General features: G+C 56.4%; 16 protein-coding genes, 3 tRNA genes and 1 pseudogene. 15 read left to right on the plus strand and 5 right to left on the minus strand.

The window, feature by feature from the left end; all coding sequences use genetic code 11:
- Nucleotides 1-9 precede the first annotated feature (9 nt).
- Nucleotides 10-1,392, plus strand: a complete 1,383-nt coding sequence (cysS, locus tag BLT55_RS04400; RefSeq protein WP_054999495.1) for a cysteine--tRNA ligase — start codon at nucleotides 10-12, stop codon at nucleotides 1,390-1,392.
- Between the two features lie 280 nt (nucleotides 1,393-1,672).
- Here cysS and BLT55_RS04405 read toward each other — a convergent pair whose 3' ends face one another.
- A complete protein-coding gene (locus BLT55_RS04405) occupies nucleotides 1,673-3,526 on the minus strand; it encodes a sigma-54-dependent Fis family transcriptional regulator (RefSeq protein WP_054999496.1) in 1,854 nt (617 codons plus the stop codon).
- Between the two features lie 300 nt (nucleotides 3,527-3,826).
- Here BLT55_RS04405 and BLT55_RS04410 point away from each other — a divergent pair, with 300 nt between their 5' ends.
- The 6 genes from BLT55_RS04410 to BLT55_RS04435 all read left to right on the plus strand — a co-directional run bounded on the left by BLT55_RS04410 (nucleotide 3,827) and on the right by BLT55_RS04435 (nucleotide 9,850).
- On the plus strand, nucleotides 3,827-4,921 hold the full coding sequence (locus BLT55_RS04410) for an ABC transporter ATP-binding protein (protein ID WP_054999497.1): 1,095 nt from the start codon (nucleotides 3,827-3,829) through the stop codon (nucleotides 4,919-4,921).
- Nucleotides 4,921-6,036: an ABC transporter ATP-binding protein gene (locus tag BLT55_RS04415; protein ID WP_054999498.1), complete on the plus strand. Its 1,116-nt coding sequence runs from the start codon at nucleotides 4,921-4,923 to the stop codon at nucleotides 6,034-6,036. The genes BLT55_RS04410 and BLT55_RS04415 overlap by 1 nt, the downstream gene beginning before the upstream one ends.
- Nucleotides 6,029-6,895, plus strand: coding sequence for a carbohydrate ABC transporter permease (locus tag BLT55_RS04420; RefSeq protein WP_002552729.1), 867 nt, complete (start codon nucleotides 6,029-6,031; stop codon nucleotides 6,893-6,895). Before BLT55_RS04415 ends, BLT55_RS04420 begins: the two co-directional genes overlap by 8 nt.
- Before the next feature lie 10 nt (nucleotides 6,896-6,905).
- A complete protein-coding gene (locus BLT55_RS04425) occupies nucleotides 6,906-7,706 on the plus strand; it encodes a carbohydrate ABC transporter permease (RefSeq protein ID WP_003376266.1) in 801 nt (266 codons plus the stop codon).
- A gap of 12 nt (nucleotides 7,707-7,718) precedes the next feature.
- The gene (locus tag BLT55_RS04430) at nucleotides 7,719-7,991 is read left to right on the plus strand and encodes a DUF2160 domain-containing protein (RefSeq protein WP_054999499.1); all 273 of its coding nucleotides are present in this window, start codon (nucleotides 7,719-7,721) and stop codon (nucleotides 7,989-7,991) included.
- Nucleotides 7,992-8,077: 86 nt separating this feature from the next.
- On the plus strand, nucleotides 8,078-9,850 hold the full coding sequence (locus tag BLT55_RS04435) for an ABC transporter substrate-binding protein (protein WP_054999500.1): 1,773 nt from the start codon (nucleotides 8,078-8,080) through the stop codon (nucleotides 9,848-9,850).
- A gap of 62 nt (nucleotides 9,851-9,912) precedes the next feature.
- Here BLT55_RS04435 and folD read toward each other — a convergent pair whose 3' ends face one another.
- Nucleotides 9,913-10,767 (minus strand): bifunctional methylenetetrahydrofolate dehydrogenase/methenyltetrahydrofolate cyclohydrolase FolD, encoded by an 855-nt coding sequence (gene folD / locus BLT55_RS04440; RefSeq protein ID WP_054999501.1) that lies wholly within the window; start codon nucleotides 10,765-10,767, stop codon nucleotides 9,913-9,915.
- Nucleotides 10,768-11,060: 293 nt separating this feature from the next.
- On the opposite strand from folD, the gene BLT55_RS04445 reads away from it, so the two are divergent.
- From BLT55_RS04445 to BLT55_RS04455, 3 genes are all read left to right on the plus strand, one after another.
- Nucleotides 11,061-11,137, plus strand: a tRNA-Arg gene (locus BLT55_RS04445).
- A 51-nt stretch (nucleotides 11,138-11,188) separates the two neighbouring features.
- Nucleotides 11,189-11,264, plus strand: a tRNA-His gene (locus tag BLT55_RS04450).
- A 56-nt stretch (nucleotides 11,265-11,320) separates the two neighbouring features.
- A tRNA-Leu gene (locus BLT55_RS04455) sits at nucleotides 11,321-11,405 on the plus strand.
- A gap of 174 nt (nucleotides 11,406-11,579) precedes the next feature.
- Here BLT55_RS04455 and BLT55_RS04460 read toward each other — a convergent pair.
- A pseudogene (locus BLT55_RS04460) lies at nucleotides 11,580-13,288 on the minus strand (rhamnan synthesis F family protein).
- A gap of 50 nt (nucleotides 13,289-13,338) precedes the next feature.
- Nucleotides 13,339-13,818, minus strand: coding sequence for a hypothetical protein (locus BLT55_RS04465; protein WP_054999502.1), 480 nt, complete (start codon nucleotides 13,816-13,818; stop codon nucleotides 13,339-13,341).
- Between the two features lie 916 nt (nucleotides 13,819-14,734).
- Here BLT55_RS04465 and BLT55_RS04470 point away from each other — a divergent pair.
- From BLT55_RS04470 to clpX, 4 genes are all read left to right on the plus strand, one after another.
- Complete coding sequence (locus BLT55_RS04470; protein ID WP_055001182.1) at nucleotides 14,735-16,159, plus strand: IS1182-like element ISPsy6 family transposase; 1,425 nt, start codon at nucleotides 14,735-14,737, stop codon at nucleotides 16,157-16,159.
- 419 nt (nucleotides 16,160-16,578) lie between these two features.
- A complete protein-coding gene (tig, locus tag BLT55_RS04480; RefSeq protein WP_055001258.1) occupies nucleotides 16,579-17,889 on the plus strand; it encodes a trigger factor in 1,311 nt (436 codons plus the stop codon).
- A 91-nt stretch (nucleotides 17,890-17,980) separates the two neighbouring features.
- Nucleotides 17,981-18,622, plus strand: a complete 642-nt coding sequence (gene clpP, locus BLT55_RS04485) for an ATP-dependent Clp endopeptidase proteolytic subunit ClpP (protein ID WP_002552734.1) — start codon at nucleotides 17,981-17,983, stop codon at nucleotides 18,620-18,622.
- A 106-nt stretch (nucleotides 18,623-18,728) separates the two neighbouring features.
- Nucleotides 18,729-20,012 carry an ATP-dependent Clp protease ATP-binding subunit ClpX gene (gene clpX / locus BLT55_RS04490; protein ID WP_002552735.1) on the plus strand — a complete coding sequence of 428 codons (1,284 nt, stop codon included), beginning with the start codon at nucleotides 18,729-18,731 and terminating at the stop codon, nucleotides 20,010-20,012.
- 146 nt (nucleotides 20,013-20,158) lie between these two features.
- Here the strand turns inward: clpX and BLT55_RS04495 are convergent, their stop codons facing one another.
- Nucleotides 20,159-21,583: an IS1182-like element ISPsy6 family transposase gene (locus BLT55_RS04495; RefSeq protein WP_055001182.1), complete on the minus strand. Its 1,425-nt coding sequence runs from the start codon at nucleotides 21,581-21,583 to the stop codon at nucleotides 20,159-20,161.
- Between the two features lie 246 nt (nucleotides 21,584-21,829).
- Here BLT55_RS04495 and lon point away from each other — a divergent pair, with 246 nt between their 5' ends.
- Nucleotides 21,830-24,226, plus strand: a complete 2,397-nt coding sequence (gene lon / locus BLT55_RS04500; RefSeq protein ID WP_007250321.1) for an endopeptidase La — start codon at nucleotides 21,830-21,832, stop codon at nucleotides 24,224-24,226.
- Nucleotides 24,227-24,270 lie beyond the last annotated feature (44 nt).

Below are 24,270 nucleotides of genomic sequence, written 5' to 3' on the forward strand. Positions count from 1 at the left end.
GGGGAGCCAGTGCTTTCTATCTACAACACGCTCACCAAGAGCAAACAAGTTTTCAAGCCGCTGGATGGCAACAAGGTGCGCATGTATGTCTGCGGGATGACCGTGTATGACTACTGCCACCTGGGCCACGGCCGCAGCATGGTTGCGTTCGATCTGGTGACCCGCTGGTTGCGCTTTAGCGGTTACGAGTTGACCTATGTGCGCAATATCACCGACATTGACGACAAGATCATCAATCGTGCGCGGGACAACGGTGAGTCGTTCGACGCACTGACGGCCCGCATGATCGATGCCATGCATGAGGACGAGGCGCGCCTCAATATCCTCAAGCCCGACATGGAGCCGCGTGCCACCGATCACATTCCCGGCATGCACGCGATGATCCAGACGTTGATCGACAAGGGCTATGCGTATGCGCCGGGTAACGGCGACGTGTATTACCGGGTCGGCAAGTTTCAGGGTTACGGCAAACTGTCGCGCAAGAAGATCGAAGACCTGCGCATCGGCGCGCGCATCGAAGTGGACGAGTCCAAGGAAGATCCGCTGGACTTCGTGCTCTGGAAAGGCGTCAAGCCCGGCGAGCCGAGCTGGGAGTCGCCGTGGGGCGCCGGGCGTCCGGGCTGGCACATCGAATGCTCGGTGATGTCCACCTGCTGCCTGGGTGACACCTTCGACATTCACGGCGGCGGCAGCGATCTCGAGTTTCCGCATCATGAAAACGAAATCGCCCAGAGCGAAGCGGCCACTGGCAAGACCTACGCCAATGCCTGGTTGCACTGCGGAATGATTCGCATCAATGGCGAGAAGATGTCCAAGTCCTTGAACAACTTCTTCACCATTCGCGATGTGCTGGAGAAATACCACCCGGAAGTGGTGCGTTACCTGTTGGTGTCGAGCCACTACCGCAGCGCGATCAACTACTCCGAAGACAGCCTGCGTGAGTCCAAGGCCGCACTGGAGCGCTTCTATCATGCGCTCAAGGGGTTGCCAGTTGCCGAACCAGCGGGTGGAGAGGCGTTCGTCGAGCGTTTCAGCGCTGCAATGAATGACGACTTCGGCACGCCTGAAGCCTGTGCTGTGCTGTTCGAGATGGTCCGCGATATCAACCGTCTGCGTGAATCCGACGTTGCGGCAGCGGCGGGTCTGGCGGCGCGTTTGAAGCAACTGGCCAGCGTGCTCGGCGTGTTGCAGTTGGAAGCCGACGACTTTTTGCGCGCAGGCGCGGAAGGGCGGGTCGATGCAGCAGAGGTAGAAGCGCTGATTCAGGCGCGTCTGGCAGCGCGTGCAGCCAAAGACTGGGCCGAGTCCGACCGAATCCGCAACCAGATCACCGCCATGGGCGTGCTTCTGGAAGACGGCAAAGGCGGCACGACCTGGCGTCTGGCGGACTGATAAACACAGGCTGAGCCCGGAAAAACCGGGCGACGCTTCGCTTGTCCGCGAACTGCCGATTTTTGTAGGAGCGGACTTGTCCGCGAACTGCCGGGAACCGGCAGCAAAACCTATGCATACGGTACATCAGACGGTACCGGGGTGAACGGTTTCAGGGCCGTTTCGCAGCCCATCGCGGACAAGCGAAGCGTCGCCCGGTCCGGCTCCTACACCCTCCGGGCAGAAGCCTGTTTTGCGGCCTTTTCAGGACCGTTGCATAGCGCAGGGCATTGGCACGAGACTAAACAATCCGCTGTTCCCGCAACCGCTTATACAGCGTGTTGCGGCTCACGCCCAACTGCTTCGCCAGCAGTGAAATATTTCCGCCAGCCGCCTGCAACTGGTGGCTCAGGTTTTCCGTCGATGGCTGTCTGCATGGCAACGGACCGGCCTCCAAAGGCCCCCGGCATTCCTCATCCATACTCATATCCAGCAGAAAATCTGCCGGCAAGTGTTCGGTACTGATCGGCTGTTCATCCGCCAATGCCAGCGCCACCTGAATCACGCTGTTGAGCTGGCGAATATTGCCCGGCCAAGGGTGATGTTCAAACAGCTCGAGCACTTCTCTGGAAAACCCCGTCCGTTGATGTGCGTCGCGGTGCCGCTCCCAGATACGCTGGATCAAGGCATGTTTATCAGTGCGTTCGCGTAAGGGTGGCAGCTCGATGCTCAGGCCGCTGACCCGGTAATAAAGATCCTGACGAAAGTGCCCCGCCTGCACCTGCTCGCGCAAACTGCGATTGGTGGCAGATATCAGGCGTATGTCCACCGGATACAATTCGCTGCTGCCCAACGGCTGAACGCAGCGTTCCTGCAACACGCGCAACAATCGCGCCTGCACCGGCATCGGCATGTCGCCGACTTCGTCGAGAAACAGCGTGCCTTTGTCGGCCTTGCGGATCAGGCCGATGCTGCCTTTCTGGTTGGCGCCGGTAAACGCGCCCCTTTCATAGCCGAACAGCTCGGCCTCGACCAGTTCGGCGGGGATCGCTGCGCAATTGACGGCGATCAACGGTTGACTGGCGCGTGAGCTGGACTGATGCAGCGCCTTGACGAACACTTCCTTACCCACCCCGGTCTCACCGTGAATCAACAACGGGATGTCTTTTTCCAGCAAACGCCGGGCTTGCAGCACGGCTTTTTCAACGTTCGCGTCGCCCAGGCTGATTGCTTCCAGATCTAGACTTCGCGGCACCACAGCAGGCTGAACAGACTGAACGCTGTACAGCTTGAGCGGCTTGCGGGTCGGACGCTTGAGCAAACATTGAAAGCGATTGTTGCCAAATGCATGCAGCGCGAACGGCCGCGCCTCCGTCTCGCTGAGCAATTGCAGGATCGGGCACTTGAACAGCGTTTCGATATTGACGCCTGAAAGCCTGGTCCCCAGCAAATTGTCGGCACGTCGGTTGGCACACACAATCCGGCCGCTCTCATCGAAAATCAGCAGGCCCGCCCACTGGCTGTCGAGGTTGTTCAGGCCGGTGTTGAAGATCAACTGGAAGTGGGTGTCGCGGAACTGATCGAGGATCAGGCGGTTTTCCACCGACTGACTCATCATCTTGACCATGCCCAACGTGTGCGAGGGCGGCAGGAAGCTGTCGCTGGACACATCCAGCACGGCGATGATGCGTCGGTCGGCATCGAAGATCGGCGAAGCAGAACCGGTCATGAAGCGGTTGGCCTTGAGAAAGTGTTCATCCGGCTCGATATGGATCGCCTGTTCGCAAGCCAGCGCTGTGCCGATGGCGTTGGTGCCGGTGCCGCATTCGCTCCAACTGGCCCCGGCCATGAAGCCTTGGGTTTGCGAAGCTTCGACGAAACGCTGATTGCCCCACGACCTGAGTAACTGGCCTTGGGGGTCAGCCAGCATGATCAGGCAATTCGAGTTGCTGAGGATGTTTTCATAGACCGGCAACACCTCCTGATGGGTGGTTTGCACCAGCCCGTGATGGCGTTCCAGCAGCCGGGAGACCTTTGCGCCGGGCAGTTGGCCAAACGACGGACGTGTCTGATGGCTGAGACCGAAGTCCCGGCAGCGAGTCCATGAATCCTGAATGATGATGTCGTGAGCAAGCGAAGCGCTGGATTGAGACATGAGGATGCCTGCGAAGATGACGTGTTGTTTTTGTTTTTAGGTCCCGTCAGCGTGACCATCCTTGCCCGCAACGTCCGTCCAGTGTCGTTCAGAATTGCTCAAAGTCAATGTTCATTTTGTTCAGTTGTTCAATATTTTCTGTTCAGTTTTGTTCAACTGCGAAATGGCTTTGGTCACCTGGATACGGGCGAACGCTCTGTTTCGGGCCTTGGCTCGAATATCGTTGATCTGGCACGAATGTCGCTATTGGCAAAGAGCCACGCATTCACCCTGAAGAAAAAAACAACAAAAGGGCACGCCATGTCACTCACGCTGGAGCATGTCAGTCGCGCCGTCGATGGCCAGATCTGGATCGACGACGCTTCCCTGAGCTTTGAGCCGGGATCATTCAACGTTCTGCTGGGGCGAACCCTGTCCGGCAAGACCAGCCTGATGCGCCTGATGGCCGGGCTGGACAAGCCCGATACCGGACGCGTGCTGATGAACGGCGTCGATGTCACACAACGACCGGTTCGTCTGCGCAACGTCTCGATGGTTTATCAGCAGTTCATCAATTACCCGAGCATGACGGTGTTTGAAAACATCGCATCGCCACTGCGCCAGGCGGGTCTGTCCAGGGACGTGATCCACAGCCGCGTGCAGGAAACGGCGAAGATGCTGCGTATCGAGAAATACCTGCAACGCCACCCGCTCGAATTGTCTGGCGGACAGCAACAGCGCACGGCGATGGCCAGGGCGCTGGTCAAAGATGCCGAGCTGATTCTGTTCGATGAGCCGCTGGTCAACCTCGACTACAAGCTGCGCGAAGAACTGCGTCAGGAGATGCGCGAACTGTTTGCAGCTCGTCACACCATCGCCATTTACGCCACCACCGAGCCCAACGAAGCGCTGGCGCTGGGCGGCACCACCACCATCCTGCACGAAGGCCGGGTGGTGCAGAGTGGCAAGACCCCTGAGGTTTACCACCGGCCCGCCACAGTGCTGGCGGCCGAGCTGTTCTCCGAGCCGCCGATCAACCTGATGCCGGGGCGCATTGAAGGCAATGAGGTCAGTTTCGCCAACTTCGTGCATTTCCCGCTCAATGTCGACCTGCGTGCAGTCGGCGACGGTGAGTACCGCTTTGGCGTGCGGCCCAGTCATCTGAGTCTGGTGCCTTCCAATGATGACGATCTGGAACTGGCGGTCACGGTCGAGCTGGCGGAAATTAGCGGCTCGGAAACCTTCCTGCATGTGCGCAACGAGTTGTTCTCGCTGGTCCTGCATTTGCCCGGCGTGCATGCCTACGACGTTGACGCATCGATTCGGGTGTACATCCCGACTCATAAATTATTTGTATTCGATCAGCAGGGCGGCCTGATTCAGGCGCCGGGCCTGCGTGTGGCGAGGGTTGCCTGATGGCCGAGATTCGCTTGCAGAACCTGGCGCACAGTTACAGCGCCAACCCTGGCCCCGAGGATTACGCGATCCGGGAAATGAGCCACATCTGGGAGCAGGGTGGTGCTTACGCGCTGCTCGGACCGTCCGGTTGCGGCAAGTCGACATTGCTCAACATCATCTCGGGATTGCTCAGCCCGTCTCAAGGGCAGGTGCTGTTCGATTCCAAAGTGGTCAACGAGCTGCCGCCAGAGCGCCGCAACATCGCGCAGGTTTTCCAGTTTCCGGTGATCTACGACACCATGACCGTGTTCGACAACCTGGCCTTCCCGCTGCGTAATCAGGGCATGGACGAGGCGCGGATTCTCACTAAGGTCAACGAAATTGCCGATGTGCTGGACCTGCAACCGCTGCTGAAAAAGAAGGCGCGCAACCTCTCGGCGGACGAAAAGCAGAAGGTCTCGATGGGCCGCGGTCTGGTGCGCGATGACGTGTCGGCGATCCTTTTCGACGAACCGCTGACGGTCATCGACCCGCACTTGAAGTGGAAGCTGCGCCGCAAGCTCAAGCAGATTCACGAGCAGTTCAACATCACCATGGTCTACGTCACCCACGACCAACTGGAGGCTTCGACCTTCGCCGACAAGATCGCGGTCATGTATGGCGGACAGATCGTGCAGTTCGGCACACCTCGCGAGCTGTTTGAAAAGCCTTCGCACACCTTTGTCGGTTATTTCATCGGCAGCCCGGGCATGAACCTGATCGACGTCACGCCGCAACCGGGTGGTGTCGGTTTTGCCGACATTCGCCTGCCGCTGCCTGAGTCTCTGCAGCAAAAGCTCGCCAATACCTCGTGGAAAAGTTTAAAAGTCGGCATTCGCCCCGAGTTTGTGCACGTCTGGGACGTGCCTTATGACGATGCGATGTGTGCTGACGTGACCTACGTCGAGGACCTGGGAACGTACAAGATCATCACCCTGAAACTGGCCGGCCAGTTGCTGAAAGTCCGTCTGCAGGAAGACAAGCCGGTGCCGCAAGGTCAGGCCTGGGTCAGTTTTCCGGGGCAGTGGCTGATGCTGTATGCCGACGATTACCTGCTTGAAGCCGGTCCTGCGAGTGAGGTGCCCCATGCGTAAGGTGCAGAACAACAAGGCCTGGTGGCTGGTGATGCCGGTGTTTCTGCTGGTGGCATTCAGCGCCATCATTCCGATGATGACCGTGGTCAACTATTCGGTGCAGGACATCTTCGACCAGTCCAGCCGCTATTTCGTGGGCACCGACTGGTTCAGGCAGGTCTTGCAGGACCCGCGCCTGCACGATTCGCTGTTGCGCCAGTTCATCTACTCGGGCTGCGTGCTGCTGATCGAGATCCCGCTGGGCATCGCGATTGCCCTGACCATGCCCACCAAAGGCCGCTGGTCGTCGTTGTGCCTGATCGTGATGACCATTCCGCTGCTGATCCCGTGGAACGTGGTCGGCACCATCTGGCAGATCTTCGGCCGTGGCGACATCGGTTTGCTGGGGTACACGCTGAACAACGTGCTGGGCATCAACTACAACTATGCCGCCAATGCCTCGGACGCGTGGGTAACGGTGCTGGTCATCGATGTCTGGCACTGGACTTCGCTGGTCGCGTTGCTCTGCTATTCGGGGCTGCGCGCCATTCCGGACGTGTACTACCAGGCGGCGCGGATCGATCGTGCGTCCGGCTGGGCCATCTTCCGGCATATCCAGTTGCCAAAAATGAAGAGCGTGTTGTTGATCGCGGTGATGCTGCGTTTCATGGACAGCTTCATGATCTACACCGAGCCCTTCGTACTGACCGGCGGCGGACCGGGCAACTCGACGACCTTCCTCAGCCAGACACTGACGACAATGGCTTTGGGCCAGTTCGACCTGGGCCCGGCGGCGGCGTTCTCGCTGGTGTATTTCCTGATCATTCTGTTGGTGTCATGGGTGTTCTACACCGCCATGACTCACAGCGAAAAGAATTAAGGGGCTGGTCATGAGTCTGCGCAAAATCATACCGCTGTGGATTTACCTGTTGTTCCTGCTAGTGCCGATCTACTGGCTGGTCAACATGTCGTTCAAGACCAATACCGAGATTCTCGGTGGCCTGACGCTGTGGCCGCAGGATTTCACCCTGGCCAACTACAAGGTGATTTTCACCGACGAGAGTTGGTACAGCGGCTACCTTAATTCGCTGTATTACGTGTGCCTGAACACGGTGATATCGCTGAGCGTTGCATTGCCGGCAGCCTACGCGTTTTCACGCTACCGTTTTCTCGGCGACAAGCACCTGTTTTTCTGGCTGCTGACCAATCGCATGGCGCCACCGGCGGTGTTTCTGCTGCCGTTTTTCCAGCTGTACTCGTCCATCGGGCTGTTTGATACACACATTGCCGTCGCCTTGGCGCACTGCCTGTTCAACGTCCCGCTGGCGGTGTGGATTCTGGAAGGCTTCATGTCTGGCGTTCCCAAGGAAATCGATGAAACGGCCTACATCGACGGTTACAGTTTTCCGAAATTTTTCGTGAAGATTTTCATCCCGCTGATTGGCTCGGGGATCGGTGTCACAGCGTTTTTCTGCTTCATGTTTTCCTGGGTCGAGCTGTTACTGGCGCGCACCCTGACATCGGTCAATGCCAAACCGATTGCCGCGGTGATGACCCGTACGGTCTCCGCGTCCGGCATCGATTGGGGGGTGCTGGCAGCGGCGGGGGTGTTGACCATCCTGCCGGGCATGCTGGTGATCTGGTTTGTTCGCAACCACGTGGTCAAGGGCTTTGCTCTTGGTCGTGTCTGAGGAGTCGAGAAAATGGAGTGGATGTCCTGGACACTGCCGACTGCGGCGTTCTTCATCAGTATCGGATTGCTGCTGGTGGGCATGACCGTGTGGGAATTGCGCTCGGCGAGCATCGAGCGCCGTGGCCTTCTGCCGATTGTCACCACGCGTGGCGACCGCTTGTTCATTGGCCTTCTGGGCAGCGCCTACCTGCATTTGTTGGTCATTGGCGTGACTGACTGGAATATCTGGGTCGCTTCAGGGATTTCCCTGGTGTGGCTTTTGGTGGTGATGCGTTGGGGTTAGGCGGCGGTCGGGCGTGATCAGCAACGTGATCCGCTCGGCAGTATTCGAAAAAGCGGGACTACATAAAAGCAACACTGGAGATGACTATGTTCAATAAGAAAAACAAGCTGCAACATAGCGTGACGCTGGCAACCATGATCATGCTCAGCGGGTTGAGTGTGTCGGCATGGGCGGATCAGTACGAGGATGCGGCGAAGAAGTGGGCGGCCAGCGAATTCAAGCCAAGCACGCTTTCCGATGCCGAGCAATTGAAAGAGCTGGAGTGGTTCATCAAGGCGGCCGAGCCGTTCCGAGGTATGGACATCAAGGTGGTGTCGGAAACCCTGACCACCCACGAGTACGAGTCGAAAACCCTGGCCAAGGCGTTCACCGAAATCACCGGTATCAAAGTCACCCACGACCTGCTGCAGGAGGGTGATGTCATCGAGAAGCTGCAAACCGCCATGCAGTCGGACAAGAGCATCTATGACGGCTGGGTCAATGACTCGGACCTGATCGGTACGCACTTTCGTTACGGCAAGGCCATGTCTCTGACCGACCTGATGGCCAGCCCTGAAGGCAGCAAAGTCACGTCTCCAACCCTGGATTTGAAAGACTTCATCGGCACCTCGTTCACCACCGCGCCGGACGGCAAGCTCTATCAGCTGCCCGACCAGCAATTCGCCAACCTGTACTGGTTCCGGGCCGACTGGTTCGAACGTCCTGACCTGAAGAAAAAATTCAAAGACAAATACGGTTACGAGCTGGGCGTTCCGGTCAACTGGTCGGCTTATGAAGACATCGCCAAATTCTTCAGCGAAGACGTCAAGGAAATCGACGGCAAGAAAGTCTTTGGTCACATGGATTACGGCAAGAAGGACCCATCACTGGGCTGGCGTTTCACCGATGCGTGGTTCTCCATGGCAGGCAGCGGCGACAAGGGCCTGCCTAACGGCCTGCCGGTGGACGAGTGGGGCATCCGCGTCGAGGATTGCCATCCGGTCGGTTCCAGCATCACCCGCGGTGGCGACACCAACGGCCCGGCTGCGGTGTTCGCCACTCAGAAATACATCGACTGGCTGAAAGCCTATGCACCGCCGGAAGCGGCAGGCATGACCTTCTCTGAATCCGGCCCGGTGCCTTCGCAGGGTAACGTTGCGCAGCAGATTTTCTGGTACACCGCCTTCACCGCTGACATGACCAAACCGGGGCTGCCGGTCATGAACGCTGATGGCACGCCGAAATGGCGCATGGCGCCTTCGCCTAAAGGGCCGTACTGGAAAGAAGGCATGAAGCTCGGCTATCAGGACGTGGGTTCGTGGACCTTCCTGAAGTCTTCCGATGAGAAAAAACGTCTGGCGGCCTGGCTGTATGCGCAGTTCGTGACGTCGAAAAGCGTTTCGTTGAAGAAAACCATCGTCGGCCTGACGCCGATTCGCGAGTCGGATATCAACTCCAAGGAGATGACCGCACTGGCACCGAAACTGGGTGGTCTGGTGGAGTTCTATCGCAGCCCGACGCGCATTCAGTGGTCGCCAACTGGCACCAACGTGCCTGACTATCCGAAGCTGGCGCAACTGTGGTGGAGCCACGTTGCCGAAGCGGTCACTGGCGAAAAAACGGCGCAGCAGGCGCTGGACGGTCTGGCCAAGGATCAGGATGCAATCATGACGCGCATCGAGCGTTCCAAGGTTCAGAATGAAAGCAAGTGTGCGCCGAAGATGAATCCTGAAACGTCGGCTGAAGAGTGGTATTCCAAAGCCGAGCAAAGCGGCGGCAAGTTCCTCGCGCCACAACGCAAGCTGGCCAACGAAAAACCAAAAGGTGAAACCATCGCCTACGCCGACCTGCTGAAAAGCTGGGAAGCGGCCAAGAAGTAAGGCTTTTCGGGAATAAAAAAACGGCACCTCAGGTGCCGTTTTTCATTGGGGCAACAGGTTGATCAGTCGTGCAGGGTTTCTGCCGCGTACAGCGTGTTTTCCAGCAGGCATGCGCGGGTCATCGGCCCGACGCCGCCTGGAACCGGGGTAATCCAGCCGGCGCGGGGCAGGGCAGTCTCGTAAACCACGTCGCCGACCAGCTTGCCATCGTCCTGTCGATTGATGCCGACGTCGATCACGATGGCGCCCGGCTTGATCCATTCGCCTTTGACCAGGCCCGGTTTACCGGCGGCAACCACCACCAGATCGGCACGGCTCACATGGCCCGCCAGATCCTTGGTGAAGCGGTGGGTCACGGTGACGGTGCAGCCCGCCAGCAGCAATTCCATCGCCATCGGGCGGCCGACAATGTTCGAAGCGCCGACCACCACGGCATCCAGGCCATACAGATCGACACCGGTGCTTTCCAGCAGGGTAATGATGCCTTTTGGCGTGCACGGTCGCAGCAGCGGAATACGCTGGGCCAGACGGCCGACGTTATAAGGGTGGAAACCGTCCACGTCCTTGTCCGGGCGGATGCGCTCCAGCAGCAGTGACGCGTCCAGGTGCGCAGGCAAAGGCAACTGCAACAGGATGCCGTCGACAGCCGGGTCTTCATTGAGGCGGTCGATCAGGTCGGTCAGCGCAACCTGGGTGGTGTCGGCGGGCAGGTCGTAGGCCTGGGAGATAAAGCCGACTTCCTCGCAATCCTTGCGTTTGTGCGAAACGTAAACCTGAGAGGCGGGGTCGCTGCCCACCAGAATCACCGCGAGGCCCGGCGTACGCAAGCCTTGCTGGCTACGTTCGGCGACACGTTTGGCGATCTGCTGGCGCAGGCTGGCGGCGATCGCTTTGCCGTCGATTAGTTTTGCAGTCATGACGCGTGATTAACCATCGAGAGGAAATAAAATGAGCGCGCATTCTCGCATGACATGGCGCGAGGGCAAAGGCGCATGCGGCGGTTATTCAGCTAACTCCTTTATCTAGCTGAATTTTTTTCAGAAAAAGGTTGACGACCCCAGGGGCCGTCTATAAGATTCGTCGCACTTGCCGGGCAGAGCCCAGCACTGGTTAAGCTAGCACTGGTTGATTCGGTCAGGCAGAGTTGCAAATCAGCTCGGTGTGATTGATAGCCTTTTAGTTTGTTATCGCAAGAATACGAATTATATAAGTGCCCGTAGCTCAGCTGGATAGAGCATCCGCCTTCTAAGCGGATGGTCGCAGGTTCGAGTCCTGCCGGGTGCGCCATTAAAGGCAGCTTTGGCACAGCAAGTAAGTTTTACCGTCACATGCAATATGGTGGGCGTAGCTCAGTTGGTAGAGCACAGGATTGTGACTCCTGCGGTCGTGGGTTCGAACCCCATCGTCCACCCCATATTAAAAAGGGCGCCAGATTCATAGTCTGGCGCCTTTGCTTTAACAGTTTGAAATGCGGATGTGGTGGAATTGGTAGACACACTGGATTTAGGTTCCAGCGCCGCAAGGTGTGAGAGTTCGAGTCTCTCCGTCCGCACCAGATATACTTTCGCCGGGCTCCATTGAGAGCCGCGAAAGCCCGGAAAAGCCCGCCTTGTGCGGGCTTTTTGTTGTGTTGAATTTCTCAGCTGCATCGCGGTGACCCCTCCGCTCCAGCCAGAGCGACGCAGGTCGCGGGCACAACAAGGCTCTGTGCCGCGGCCAACGCATGGCGCTATTCGTATTCGTTGAGCTGGGGGATGAGCGAGGTGTCATAAGACGCTGCGCTCAGCGTTGCTTTTATATGCTGCAGGTTCTGCTGGCTGGCTTTTTTTACCACTTCAAACTTCAGGAAAGGGAAGCCATCGTTCAGCAATTCTTCCCATTTGAAAATGGTGGCATTGTTTTCCCCTGCTTTCTGGAAAATACAGTCCGTCTCAAGTCCGGAGGCTTGAAGTCTGCTGGTGAACGTTATTTCGTAATCGCGAATGACTTTGCTCTTGTCGTTATGGTTGATCACCGTTGACCAGAAGTCTTTGAATGCCTTCGACTGAATGGTTTTCTCGCGAAACACCAAAAAAAGCTTTGCAGGTGTCGAGCATGTTCAATGTTTTCAACCAGTCCGATGACGTCAGCAGTGCTGGAGCGGATTTTCCTCATGAGCTCCGGCCCGCCAATGCCGACAGGACCAATGATGCTGTCGTTGGTCAGGGTGATTTCTTTGCAGTTCTGTAACCAGCTGTTTGCTTTGATGACGTGCGCCCATGCTGCAAAATCAAACCCGGTATTTTGTCTGGCAACAATGTTTGAGCAGGCGCTCGCCAGATGTTCGGGTATCACCACGTCGCTGACGTCGGAGGCCACTATCAAAAATACCGACAGTCCGCCGCTGGCAAGTTCTGTTGCATAGTGGCCTACATGCGGTTTTATGTGCCCATTAGCGCTGTGCGTGATCAGCAATGCAACGCGCTCGGCGGGCGCTGAAGTTTTAAGCACAGTCAGGGTCGCTGATTCTACTTTCTCATCCCATCGAAGAGGTTCGGCCCGCTGCAGGGGAGCACCGGCTTGCATGCCGGTTTCCAGGTAGTGCTTCAGTGGGTTTCCAGAGCAGCCTGTGGCTTTTATATAAGCTGCGGCATCGAACCTGGGCGACGGGTTCAGGCCTTCATGGCCGTGCTTGATGAAATGCGCCAAGGGTTCCTGAAGACCGATTTGGTCCTTGTATTTTGTTGAATAATATTCAGGTTCAAAAAAAGGGTTTGGCTCATACCCCAGGCGACTGCCTGTCTCCGAGTAATGAAACAGACAGTTCTTGTGGTGTGATCTGGACTCGGGATGGCAATCCATATACCAGTCGGAGCGGAAGAAAAGGCTGGCCCATCGGCCCTCGGCACATCCGCTTGACAGGAAATGCTCGGCCGGATCAAGGCCGGCGTTTGACACGTCCGGATACTGGCTCAGATAAAAGTCAGGATCAAAAATACCGAGATTGAGCAATTGCTTTTTTTCTACGGAAATATCCTGGTATTTGCGGCCCTCGGCGTGGCCGTAATCCAGATAATGCTGCGCTGGATGCAGGCCTGTTGAGGCTAGATCGGGGTTCAGACGCAGGTATTCTGCTGCAGAGAAATCAAAAGGAAGGGACTTCATAACACTCCTTTGGTTGTAATGTGTTGTCGGGAGTTGCACAGGTCGTACCCGGCTTTGCAGGGCGTGAAGGGTGCAGTTGGTGCTGAAATAGCCCGACAAATGAGCATCCTGATCTGCTGCCCAAGGCTTTGATGGCAGGCAAGCAGCCCTTGCAGTCGAAAGAGTAAGCCCATGAGTAAGCTGAGTAAGGGCTCGGAAAATTGAGCCGGGCAGGACAGGCTTAATGTGGCGTTGAGTTGCGTAGTCGATGATCTGAATATCTTCGAGTCGGGGCGTCACGAGCGGGGTGCTCATGCTCGCGACACTGTTGGTTGCGATTTCAACGCTGGCAGCAACGTTGCTGGTTATTCAATAACCAGCAGAACCTTGGTTTGGCACAGCGTGGATGAGGTCGTGCCAGGGATCTCAATGACAACGCTGTACCCCCCGGACTCCAGTGGCGACAAATCTGCCTTGAGCGCAAAACCTGTTTTCAACAATTTTTCATTGTTGAAAACCTTCACCAGGTCTGGGCGATCGACAATGACAGGGTCTTTGAATGTGGTGGGGGTACCTTTGTAGCCGGACAGGCGAAGTCTGATTTCCTTTGGAGCGTCCTGGTTGGCGGTATCGATTGCCCATCCGCTGAATTCCACCAGGCCTCGCGGTACATAAACGCTCGCGCCTGTCTTTCCGGCAATTGAGTCAATGGCGCATTTATCGGATGAGTAATAAGTAGTCTTGGCGGTTGCTGCGTTTCCCTGGCTTCCTTCTTTTTCATTGCATCCCGTAAGTGTTGCTGAGGTAATCGCGAGAAAAGTAAGTGCAGCCATTATCTTGTACATGGTTTTTCCTGGGGAATGACGCGGTGTATAGGGCATAGACTTCTTGACTATTCAAACGTTCGGAAGTGCTGTCGGCGCGACGCGAAAATTATGCGGCTCATCGGTAGCGAAGCGTTCGTACATGCAGCAGAAAGCGGCGAAATCAGGGTGTTGATTATGGAGTGGATAACCGTGCAGTACAAGGGCGCAGCAGCGCCTTGGCGGCGGCGCTGGCCCTGGTCGAGCATCACGTCGACTCGCGGGTAGCGGGTCGCCGGCCCTGCATAGCGTCCTGCGTGTTCTAAAACAAGGCTGCGTAACAGTGCGAACGAACGTCTTGCTGATGCGGGCGTGATACGAATGAAATGATGTTTCTGCAACTATTAATGTTTTTTTAGTAAGCGGTTTGCAGAGGGGCAGGTCGCACATTTTTGCCTTTGAAGTTGTGCTGCTTTTTTACAGTTTGAGGTGTGCTGGCTGCAGCGTTCAGCGAATATAAGTTGGCTCGACTGTCAAGTGTTCCCTGGGCGGAGAGGTCATTGATCGCCCACTGGGGTTGTTTTCGGTGCAGGGCTCCAGCCGGCGGGTTGCTGAAGTTATTCGTATGGAAAATGTCAGCCCTGTCAAATGCTTGCAATGGGTGGCGCGCCACGGCCACGTTGTGTACGATGCGCGCCGGGCCGGATCAGGCTCGAAGCTGCCCGGCGGATCGAATCAGTCGCGCAAAAGTGCATCGATTCCAGGCTTCGAGCCTGAAGCTTTGCATGGCAGGTCGATGGAGATTCTTTCGTACTCTCCTTTGGTCATTACACATGCGATTGCGAGTGAAGGCTCGGGTTGCAAGAAAGGCCGCTTTGCAGACTGTGTGAAAACCTAGCAATCTGCGCAGCGCTCAAAGAAAATGCTCCTTATCGAAAGATACAGAGCATTTTTCATTATGGCCTACATCCAAGGTGAGTCCCGCAGCCAGACCAGCCTATTCCCGGTCTCGCTGGAAGAGTTGATCCCCGAGGATCACCTCGTTCGTGTCATTGACCTGTACGTTGCCAGGCTCGATCTGGTGCAACTGGGCTTCGATAAAGCGATTCCAAAAAGCACGGGGCGCCCTGCTTATGATCCCGCCGATCAGCTAAAACTCTACCTCTACGGCTATTTTCAGCGGATTCGCTCATCGCGACGTCTTGAAGCCGAGTGTCAGCGCAACATCGAAGTGATGTGGCTGATCAACCGGCTCAAGCCCGACTTCAAGACCATCGCCGATTTTCGCAAGAACAATAAACCCGCCTTCATCGCGACCTGCCGTGCTTTCGTTCGGTTTTGTCGCACGGCAGGCTTGATCGCCGGTGAGTTGGTGGCCATCGACGGCAGCAAGTTTCAGGCGGTCGCATCCTCACGGCGTCATGTGAATTTGAAGCAGCTCAAGCGCCAGGAAGAAAAACTGGATAAGCGCATCGCTCAGTATCTGGCCGAGCTGGATGAGGCCGACAAGGCTGAAACCACAGATTCAATTGATCGCAGCGCAATCAAGGTAGCCCTGGCACAGCTTGAGGCTCGACAACAGGATAATCAGAGTTGCCAGGCACTGATGCGTTCGATGGGCATCGAGCAGTTCAACACCCATGAAAGCGATGCCCGAATGATGCGCACGGCCAAAGGGCCACGTGTGGCCTACAACGTGCAAACCGTCGTGGACGCCGAGCATTGCCTGATTTTGCATCATGAGGTCACCCAAGATGGCGATGACCGAAAGCAACTGGAGCCGATGGCCAAGGCCGCCAAAGCAGAGTTACAGCAAGATGATCTGACGGTCACTGCCGATGCCGGCTACTCCAATGGCAAGCAGTTTCAGGCCTGCGAGGATGCTTCGATTACGGCCTATGTACCGCCCAATCGTTCGAAAAACCCTGGCAGTCAGGAAGAGCAGCTCTTTGAGCGAAAAGACTTTATCTATGAGACCGGACACGATCGTTTCCAGTGTCCGGCAGGCAAATGGTTAACGCTAAAACAGCACAACAAAGGTGATCGGATCTATCAGGCTGAGGTCGATGACTGCGCCAACTGCGCGCTGAAAACGCAATGCACTCGAGCCCGGCGCCGTTATGTCTCACGACATGCCCATGAAGAGGCTTTCGAGCGGATGGAGCAAAGAATGCAGGCGCATCCTGAGATGATGGCCAACCGAAGATCCATCGTTGAGCACCCCTTCGGCAACCTCAAGCAATGGCTATTTGGTAATGGCCGTTTCTTGCTGCGACAACTGGAGGGTACAAAAGCTGAAATGGCCTTGGCGGTGAATGCCTATAACCTGAAACGAGCGATTAAAGTGCTCGGTGTGCGCCATCTGATGGCTTTGATGGGCTGAGCGGACATTTTTTTCGTCTGCTGCCAATACAAAAAAAACGCCCCGAACAAGTCGGGGCGTTTGCTTGGGCCTTCATCAGTGTGTTTTCACACAGTCTGTTTGAGCGGTTTTTTTGTTTCAGCGTATTCGCTCTACCGTCTCGCTGATCGGCTGGCTTCTCGCCGTCGGTCGAGTGGGGCGTGCTACGTGGACGGAGTCGGTCGTCTCCGGTGCTGATGCTTCCTTATATAGAAGCCGTGCCAGACGCGTCGCCGAGGGTGCAGGGCTTTTTTCTTCCTGGCACCGCAGTGCTCCGCTTTCGTCCTATAAATCCACCCTTTTTCAGTAGGGTGACTTCTTGAGTATGACCCACTAGAATGCATGCCCTTGATTCTGGGGTCGGAAACGGCCGGCTAACGTCTGTGCAACGAGGAATATCCATGCAAGTTTCTGTTGAAAACACTTCCGCTCTTGAGCGCCGCATGACCATTGGCGTGCCCGCCGAACGCATCGAGACTGAAGTCAACAAGCGTCTGCAGCAGACCGCGCGCAAAGCCAAGATCCCGGGCTTTCGCCCAGGCAAAGTGCCGATGAGCGTCATCCGTCAGCGTTACGAAGACGGTGCACGACAGGAAGCGCTGGGCGATCTGATTCAGGCGACCTTCTACGAAGCTGTGGTCGAGCAAAAGCTGAACCCGGCCGGTGCGCCTGCTGTAGAGCCAAAGTCCTTCGAGAAAGGCAAAGATCTGGAATACGTGGCTACTTTCGAAGTATTCCCGGAATTCACCGTCGCCGGTTTCGAGACCATCGCGGTAGAGCGTCTGTCCGCCGAGGTGGCTGACAGCGATCTGGACAACATGCTGGAAGTGCTGCGCAAGCAGAACGTTCGCTTCGAAGTCACCGATCGCGCCGCTCAGAACGAAGATCAGTTGAACATCGATTTCGTGGGCAAGGTCGACGGCGAAGTCTTCGCTGGCGGTTCTGCCACTGCAACCCAGCTGGTTCTGGGTTCCGGCCGCATGATCCCGGGCTTCGAAGACGGTCTGGTCGGCGCCAAGGCCGGTGAAGAGCGCGTTTTGAACGTAACCTTCCCTGAGGACTATCAGAACCTCGAGCTGGCTGGTAAAGCAGCCGAGTTCACCGTGACCGTCAATACCGTTTCCGAGCCAAAGCTGCCTGAGCTGAACGAAGAGTTCTTCAAGCAGTTCGGCATCAAGGAAACCGGCATCGAAGGCTTCCGCGCCGAAGTTCGCAAGAACATGGAGCGCGAGCTGCGTCAGGCGATCAAGTCCAAGGTCAAGAATCAGGTGATGGACGGTCTGCTGGCTGCCAACCCGATCGAAGTGCCTAAAGCGCTGCTGGAAAACGAAGTCAATCGTCTGCGCGTTCAGGCCGTTCAGCAGTTTGGTGGCAACATCAAGCCTGACCAGTTGCCGGCCGAGCTGTTCGAAGAGCAAGCCAAGCGTCGTGTCGAGCTGGGCCTGATCGTTGCCGAGGTCGTCAAGCAGTTCGATCTCAAGCCTGATGACGCTCGCGTACGCGAGATGATCCAGGAAATGGCTTCCGCTTATCAGGAGCCAGAGCAGGTTGTGGCCTGGTACTACAAGAACGAGCAGCAAATGAACGAAGTACGTTCTGTTGTGCTTGAAGAGCAAGTTGTAGATACTGTTTTGCAGAAAGCTAGCGTGACCGACAAATCGGTCTCCTACGAAGAAGCTGTCAAGCCGGTGGAAGCTCCAAAAGCCGACTGATTTCTCTTTTCGTGCGAAAACACCCACAAGCCAGCCTTCGCGCTGGCTTGTGCGTATTCAAGACTCGACTATTTGGGAGTGAATGCAGGACATGTCCCGCAATTCTTATATTCAGCAGAACTCTGACATCCAGGCCGCTGGCGGCCTGGTCCCGATGGTTATCGAGCAGTCCGCCCGTGGCGAACGCGCCTATGACATCTATTCGCGCCTTCTCAAGGAGCGAGTCATCTTTATGGTTGGTCCGGTAGAGGACTACATGGCCAACCTTATCGCGGCGCAACTGCTTTTCCTTGAAGCGGAAAACCCGGACAAGGATATCCATCTCTACATCAACTCACCGGGCGGTTCGGTGACTGCGGGCATGTCGATCTACGACACCATGCAGTTCATCAAACCCGACGTTTCGACCATCTGTATCGGTCAGGCGTGCAGCATGGGTGCCTTCCTGCTGGCGGGTGGTGCAGAAGGCAAGCGTCATTGCCTGCCCAACTCGCGGATGATGATTCACCAACCGCTGGGCGGTTTCCAGGGTCAGGCGTCGGACATCGACATCCATGCCAAGGAAATCCTGCACATCCGTCACCGCCTGAACTCGTTGTTGGCGCATCACACCGGTCAGAGCCTCGAGACCATCGAGCGCGACACCGAACGTGACAACTTCATGAGCGCAGAGCGCGCGGCTGAATACGGCCTCATCGACTCCGTGATCAACAAGCGTCAAATGCCTGCCTAAGCGGCTCAAAATGTAGGGGGTCGGCACAACCGACCGCCTGCGGACTTGAAAAAGCCCGCAAGAGCCTTCATCTTGTGTTGCAAGCCTACCGGATTGGATCGATCGAATGACTGACACCCGCAACGGCGAGGACAACGGCAAATTGCTCTATTGCTCCTTCTGTGGCAAAAGCCAGCATGAAGTGCGCAAATTGATTGCCGGCCCCTCGGTCTTTATCTGCGACGAGTGCGTCGACCTGTGCAATGACATCATCCGCGAGGAGGTGCAGGAAGCCCAGGCCGAAAGCAGCGCGCATAAATTGCCTTCGCCTAAAGAAATCAGCGGCATCCTTGACCAGTACGTCATCGGTCAGGAACGTGCCAAAAAGGTTCTCGCAGTAGCGGTGTACAACCACTACAAGCGTCTGAACCAGCGTGACAAGAAAAACGACGATGTCGAGCTCGGCAAGAGCAATATCCTGCTGATCGGCCCGACGGGTTCCGGCAAGACGCTGTTGGCCGAAACGCTGGCTCGTCTGCTCAATGTCCCGTTCACCATCGCTGACGCCACCACCCTGACCGAAGCCGGTTACGTGGGTGAGGACGTCGAAAACATCATCCAGAAGCTGTTGCAGAAATGCGATTACGATGTCGAGAAGGCCCAGATGGGTATTGTCTACATCGATGAAATCGACAAGATTTCGCGCAAATCCGACAACCCTTCAATCACTCGTGACGTGTCCGGCGAAGGCGTGCAACAAGCCTTGCTGAAACTGATCGAGGGCACCGTGGCTTCCGTGCCTCCTCAGGGCGGGCGCAAGCACCCACAGCAGGAATTCCTGCAAGTGGACACACGTAACATTCTCTTTATCTGCGGTGGCGCCTTCTCGGGCCTGGAAAAGGTCATTCAGAACCGTTCCACCCGTGGCGGCATCGGCTTCAACGCTGAAGTTCGCAGTAAGGAGGAGGGCAAGAAGGTGGGCGAGTCCCTGCGTGAAGTCGAACCTGACGATCTGGTCAAGTTCGGTCTGATCCCGGAGTTCGTGGGTCGTCTGCCGGTGCTTGCAACGCTCGACGAATTGGATGAGGCTGCTCTGATCCAGATCCTCACCGAGCCGAAGAACGCGCTGACCAAGCAGTACGCCAAGCTGTTCGAGATGGAAGGCGTGGACCTCGAATTCCGCACCGATGCGCTGAAATCGGTTGCCCGTCGTGCGCTCGAGCGCAAGACCGGTGCTCGTGGTCTGCGTTCGATCCTCGAAGGCGTTCTGCTCGACACCATGTACGAGATCCCGTCGCAAAGCGATGTGAGCAAGGTGGTGATCGACGAGAGCGTGATCGATGGAACGTCCAAGCCGTTGCTGATCTACGAAAACAGCGAGCCGCCCGCCAAGGTTGCTCCTGACGCGTAAACCACGGTGTGTGTTTGCGTGTGAAGTGACACAAAAGGGGGCCTTTGACAGACTGTGTGAAAACACACTGATGAAGGCCCAAGCAAACGCCCCGACTTGTTCGGGGCGTTTTTTTTGTATTGGCAGCAGACGAAAAAAATGTCCGCTCAGCCCATCAAAGCCATCAGATGGCGCACACCGAGCACTTTAATCGCTCGTTTCAGGTTATAGGCATTCACCGCCAAGGCCATTTCAGCTTTTGTACCCTCCAGTTGTCGCAGCAAGAAACGGCCATTACCAAATAGCCATTGCTTGAGGTTGCCGAAGGGGTGCTCAACGATGGATCTTCGGTTGGCCATCATCTCAGGATGCGCCTGCATTCTTTGCTCCATCCGCTCGAAAGCCTCTTCATGGGCATGTCGTGAGACATAACGGCGCCGGGCTCGAGTGCATTGCGTTTTCAGCGCGCAGTTGGCGCAGTCATCGACCTCAGCCTGATAGATCCGATCACCTTTGTTGTGCTGTTTTAGCGTTAACCATTTGCCTGCCGGACACTGGAAACGATCGTGTCCGGTCTCATAGATAAAGTCTTTTCGCTCAAAGAGCTGCTCTTCCTGACTGCCAGGGTTTTTCGAACGATTGGGCGGTACATAGGCCGTAATCGAAGCATCCTCGCAGGCCTGAAACTGCTTGCCATTGGAGTAGCCGGCATCGGCAGTGACCGTCAGATCATCTTGCTGTAACTCTGCTTTGGCGGCCTTGGCCATCGGCTCCAGTTGCTTTCGGTCATCGCCATCTTGGGTGACCTCATGATGCAAAATCAGGCAATGCTCGGCGTCCACGACGGTTTGCACGTTGTAGGCCACACGTGGCCCTTTGGCCGTGCGCATCATTCGGGCATCGCTTTCATGGGTGTTGAACTGCTCGATGCCCATCGAACGCATCAGTGCCTGGCAACTCTGATTATCCTGTTGTCGAGCCTCAAGCTGTGCCAGGGCTACCTTGATTGCGCTGCGATCAATTGAATCTGTGGTTTCAGCCTTGTCGGCCTCATCCAGCTCGGCCAGATACTGAGCGATGCGCTTATCCAGTTTTTCTTCCTGGCGCTTGAGCTGCTTCAAATTCACATGACGCCGTGAGGATGCGACCGCCTGAAACTTGCTGCCGTCGATGGCCACCAACTCACCGGCGATCAAGCCTGCCGTGCGACAAAACCGAACGAAAGCACGGCAGGTCGCGATGAAGGCGGGTTTATTGTTCTTGCGAAAATCGGCGATGGTCTTGAAGTCGGGCTTGAGCCGGTTGATCAGCCACATCACTTCGATGTTGCGCTGACACTCGGCTTCAAGACGTCGCGATGAGCGAATCCGCTGAAAATAGCCGTAGAGGTAGAGTTTTAGCTGATCGGCGGGATCATAAGCAGGGCGCCCCGTGCTTTTTGGAATCGCTTTATCGAAGCCCAGTTGCACCAGATCGAGCCTGGCAACGTACAGGTCAATGACACGAACGAGGTGATCCTCGGGGATCAACTCTTCCAGCGAGACCGGGAATAGGCTGGTCTGGCTGCGGGACTCACCTTGGATGTAGGCCATAACGAAAAATGCTCTGTATCTTTCGATACGGAGCATTTTCTTTGAGCGCTGCGCAGATTGCTAGGTTTTCACACAGTCTGTTTGAGGTCCCCTTTTGCATTTTTAGCCAGTTCATTCGTCTTGTATGAAGAATCTGATCTTGGCGGGTCACCTCACTAGAGCTTGTTTTTTTTGAACGCTACCCCCATCTTGGCTTCAAGCTAATTCCATCTGTCCCGGCCGATTGGCCGCTGTAGAGGCGAAATCATGAAGACCACTATTGAATTGCCTCTTTTGCCATTGCGTGATGTCGTGGTTTATCCGCATATGGTTATCCCGCTGTTCGTGGGGCGCGAGAAGTCTATCGAAGCCCTTGAAGCGGCAATGACAGGCGACAAGCAGATCCTGCTGCTCGCGCAAAGAAACCCGGCTGACGACGACCCTGACGAAAAGGCGTTGTACAGCGTAGGTACCATTGCCACGGTCCTGCAGTTGCTCAAACTGCCCGATGGCACCGTCAAGGTGCTGGTAGAGGGCGAGCAGCGCGGTTCGGTCGAGCGCTTCATCGAAGTCGATGGTCATTACCGTGCCGATGTGGCGCTGATCGACGAAGTCGACGCGCCGGATCGTGAATCCGAAGTGTTCGTACGCAGCCTGCTGGCTCAATTCGAGCAATACGTGCAGTTGGGCAAAAAGGTTCCTGCAGAGGTCCTGTCGTCGCTTAACAGCATCGACGAGCCCGGTCGCCTGGTAGACACCATGGCGGCGCACATGGCGCTGAAGATCGAGCAGAAGCAGGAAATCCTCGAGATTATCGACCTGTCGGCTCGTGTCGAGCACGTGCTGGCCTTGCTGGACGCTGAAATCGACCTGTTGCAGGTTGAAAAGCGCATTCGCGGTCGTGTCAAAAAACAAATGGAGCGCAGCCAGCGCGAGTACTACCTGAATGAGCAGATGAAGGCCATTCAGAAAGAACTGGGCGATGGCGACGAAGGCCATAACGAAATCGAAGAGCTGAAAAAGCGCATTGATGCTGCCGGTCTGCCGAAAGACGCACTGACCAAGGCGACGGCTGAGCTGAACAAGCTCAAACAGATGTCGCCGATGTCTGCCGAAGCGACCGTGGTGCGCACCTACATCGACTGGCTGGTGCAAGTGCCGTGGAAGGCACAGAGCAAAGTGCGCCTGGACCTGGCGCGTGCCGAGGCGATTCTCGACGCCGACCATTACGGTCTCGACGAGGTCAAGGAGCGCATCCTCGAATACCTCGCCGTGCAGAAGCGCGTGAAGAAAATTCGCGGTCCTGTGCTGTGCCTGGTCGGGCCACCCGGTGTAGGTAAAACCTCGCTGGCGGAGTCCATTGCCAGTGCGACCAACCGCAAATTCGTGCGCATGGCGCTCGGTGGCGTACGCGATGAAGCGGAAATTCGTGGTCATCGCCGTACGTATATCGGTTCGATGCCAGGAAGATTGATACAAAAGATGACAAAGGTGGGCGTCCGCAACCCGCTGTTCCTCCTCGACGAAATCGACAAGATGGGCAGCGACATGCGTGGCGATCCGGCCTCGGCGCTGCTGGAAGTGCTTGACCCCGAGCAGAACCACAATTTCAACGATCACTACCTGGAAGTCGACTATGACCTCTCGGACGTGATGTTCCTCTGCACCTCGAACTCGATGAACATCCCGCCAGCGTTGCTGGACCGGATGGAAGTCATTCGGTTGCCGGGCTACACCGAAGACGAAAAGATCAACATCGCCGTCAAGTACCTCTCGCCCAAGCAGATTCAGGCGAACGGCCTGAAGAAGGGCGAGATCCAGTTCGACGAGGAAGCGATCCGCGACATCATTCGCTATTACACCCGTGAAGCGGGCGTGCGCGGGCTTGAGCGGCAGATTGCCAAGGTCTGCCGCAAGGCAGTCAAAGAACACACGATGGAAAAACGTTTCTCCGTGCACGTCACGGCGGAGATGCTTGAGCACTTCCTGGGTGTGCGCAAATTCCGCTACGGCCTTGCCGAGCAGCAGGATCAGATCGGTCAGGTGACCGGGCTGGCGTGGACGCAGGTGGGCGGCGAATTGTTGACCATCGAAGCGGCTGTCGTATCGGGCAAGGGCCAGTTGATCAAGACCGGTTCGCTGGGCGATGTGATGGTCGAGTCCATCACGGCAGCGCAGACCGTGGTGCGTAGCAGGGCCCGCAGTCTGGGCATTCCGGCCGATTTCCACGAGAAGCACGACACGCATATTCACATGCCTGAGGGGGCGACTCCGAAGGACGGTCCGAGTGCCGGCGTGGGGATGTGTACAGCTCTGGTATCGGCGCTGACTCAGATTCCGGTGCGTGCGGATGTGGCAATGACCGGTGAAATCACCTTGCGCGGACAAGTGCTGGCGATTGGTGGTTTGAAGGAAAAATTGCTGGCGGCGCATCGCGGCGGCATCAAAACGGTGATCATTCCGGAAGAAAATGTACGCGATTTGAAGGAGATTCCTGACAACATCAAACAGGATCTGCAGATCAAGCCCGTTAAATGGATTGACGAAGTCCTGCAAATTGCGCTGCAATACGCGCCGGAGCCGTTGCCGGAAACAGCAACCGATCTGGTTGCAAAGGACGAAAAACGCGAGACTGACTCTAAGGACAGAATTAGCACGCATTAAGACTGGACAGGCTTCCTTGACAGCTTTTTAGAGCCCTTGTTATA

Source organism: Pseudomonas cannabina (genome assembly GCF_900100365.1).
Lineage (GTDB): Bacteria > Pseudomonadota > Gammaproteobacteria > Pseudomonadales > Pseudomonadaceae > Aquipseudomonas > Aquipseudomonas cannabina.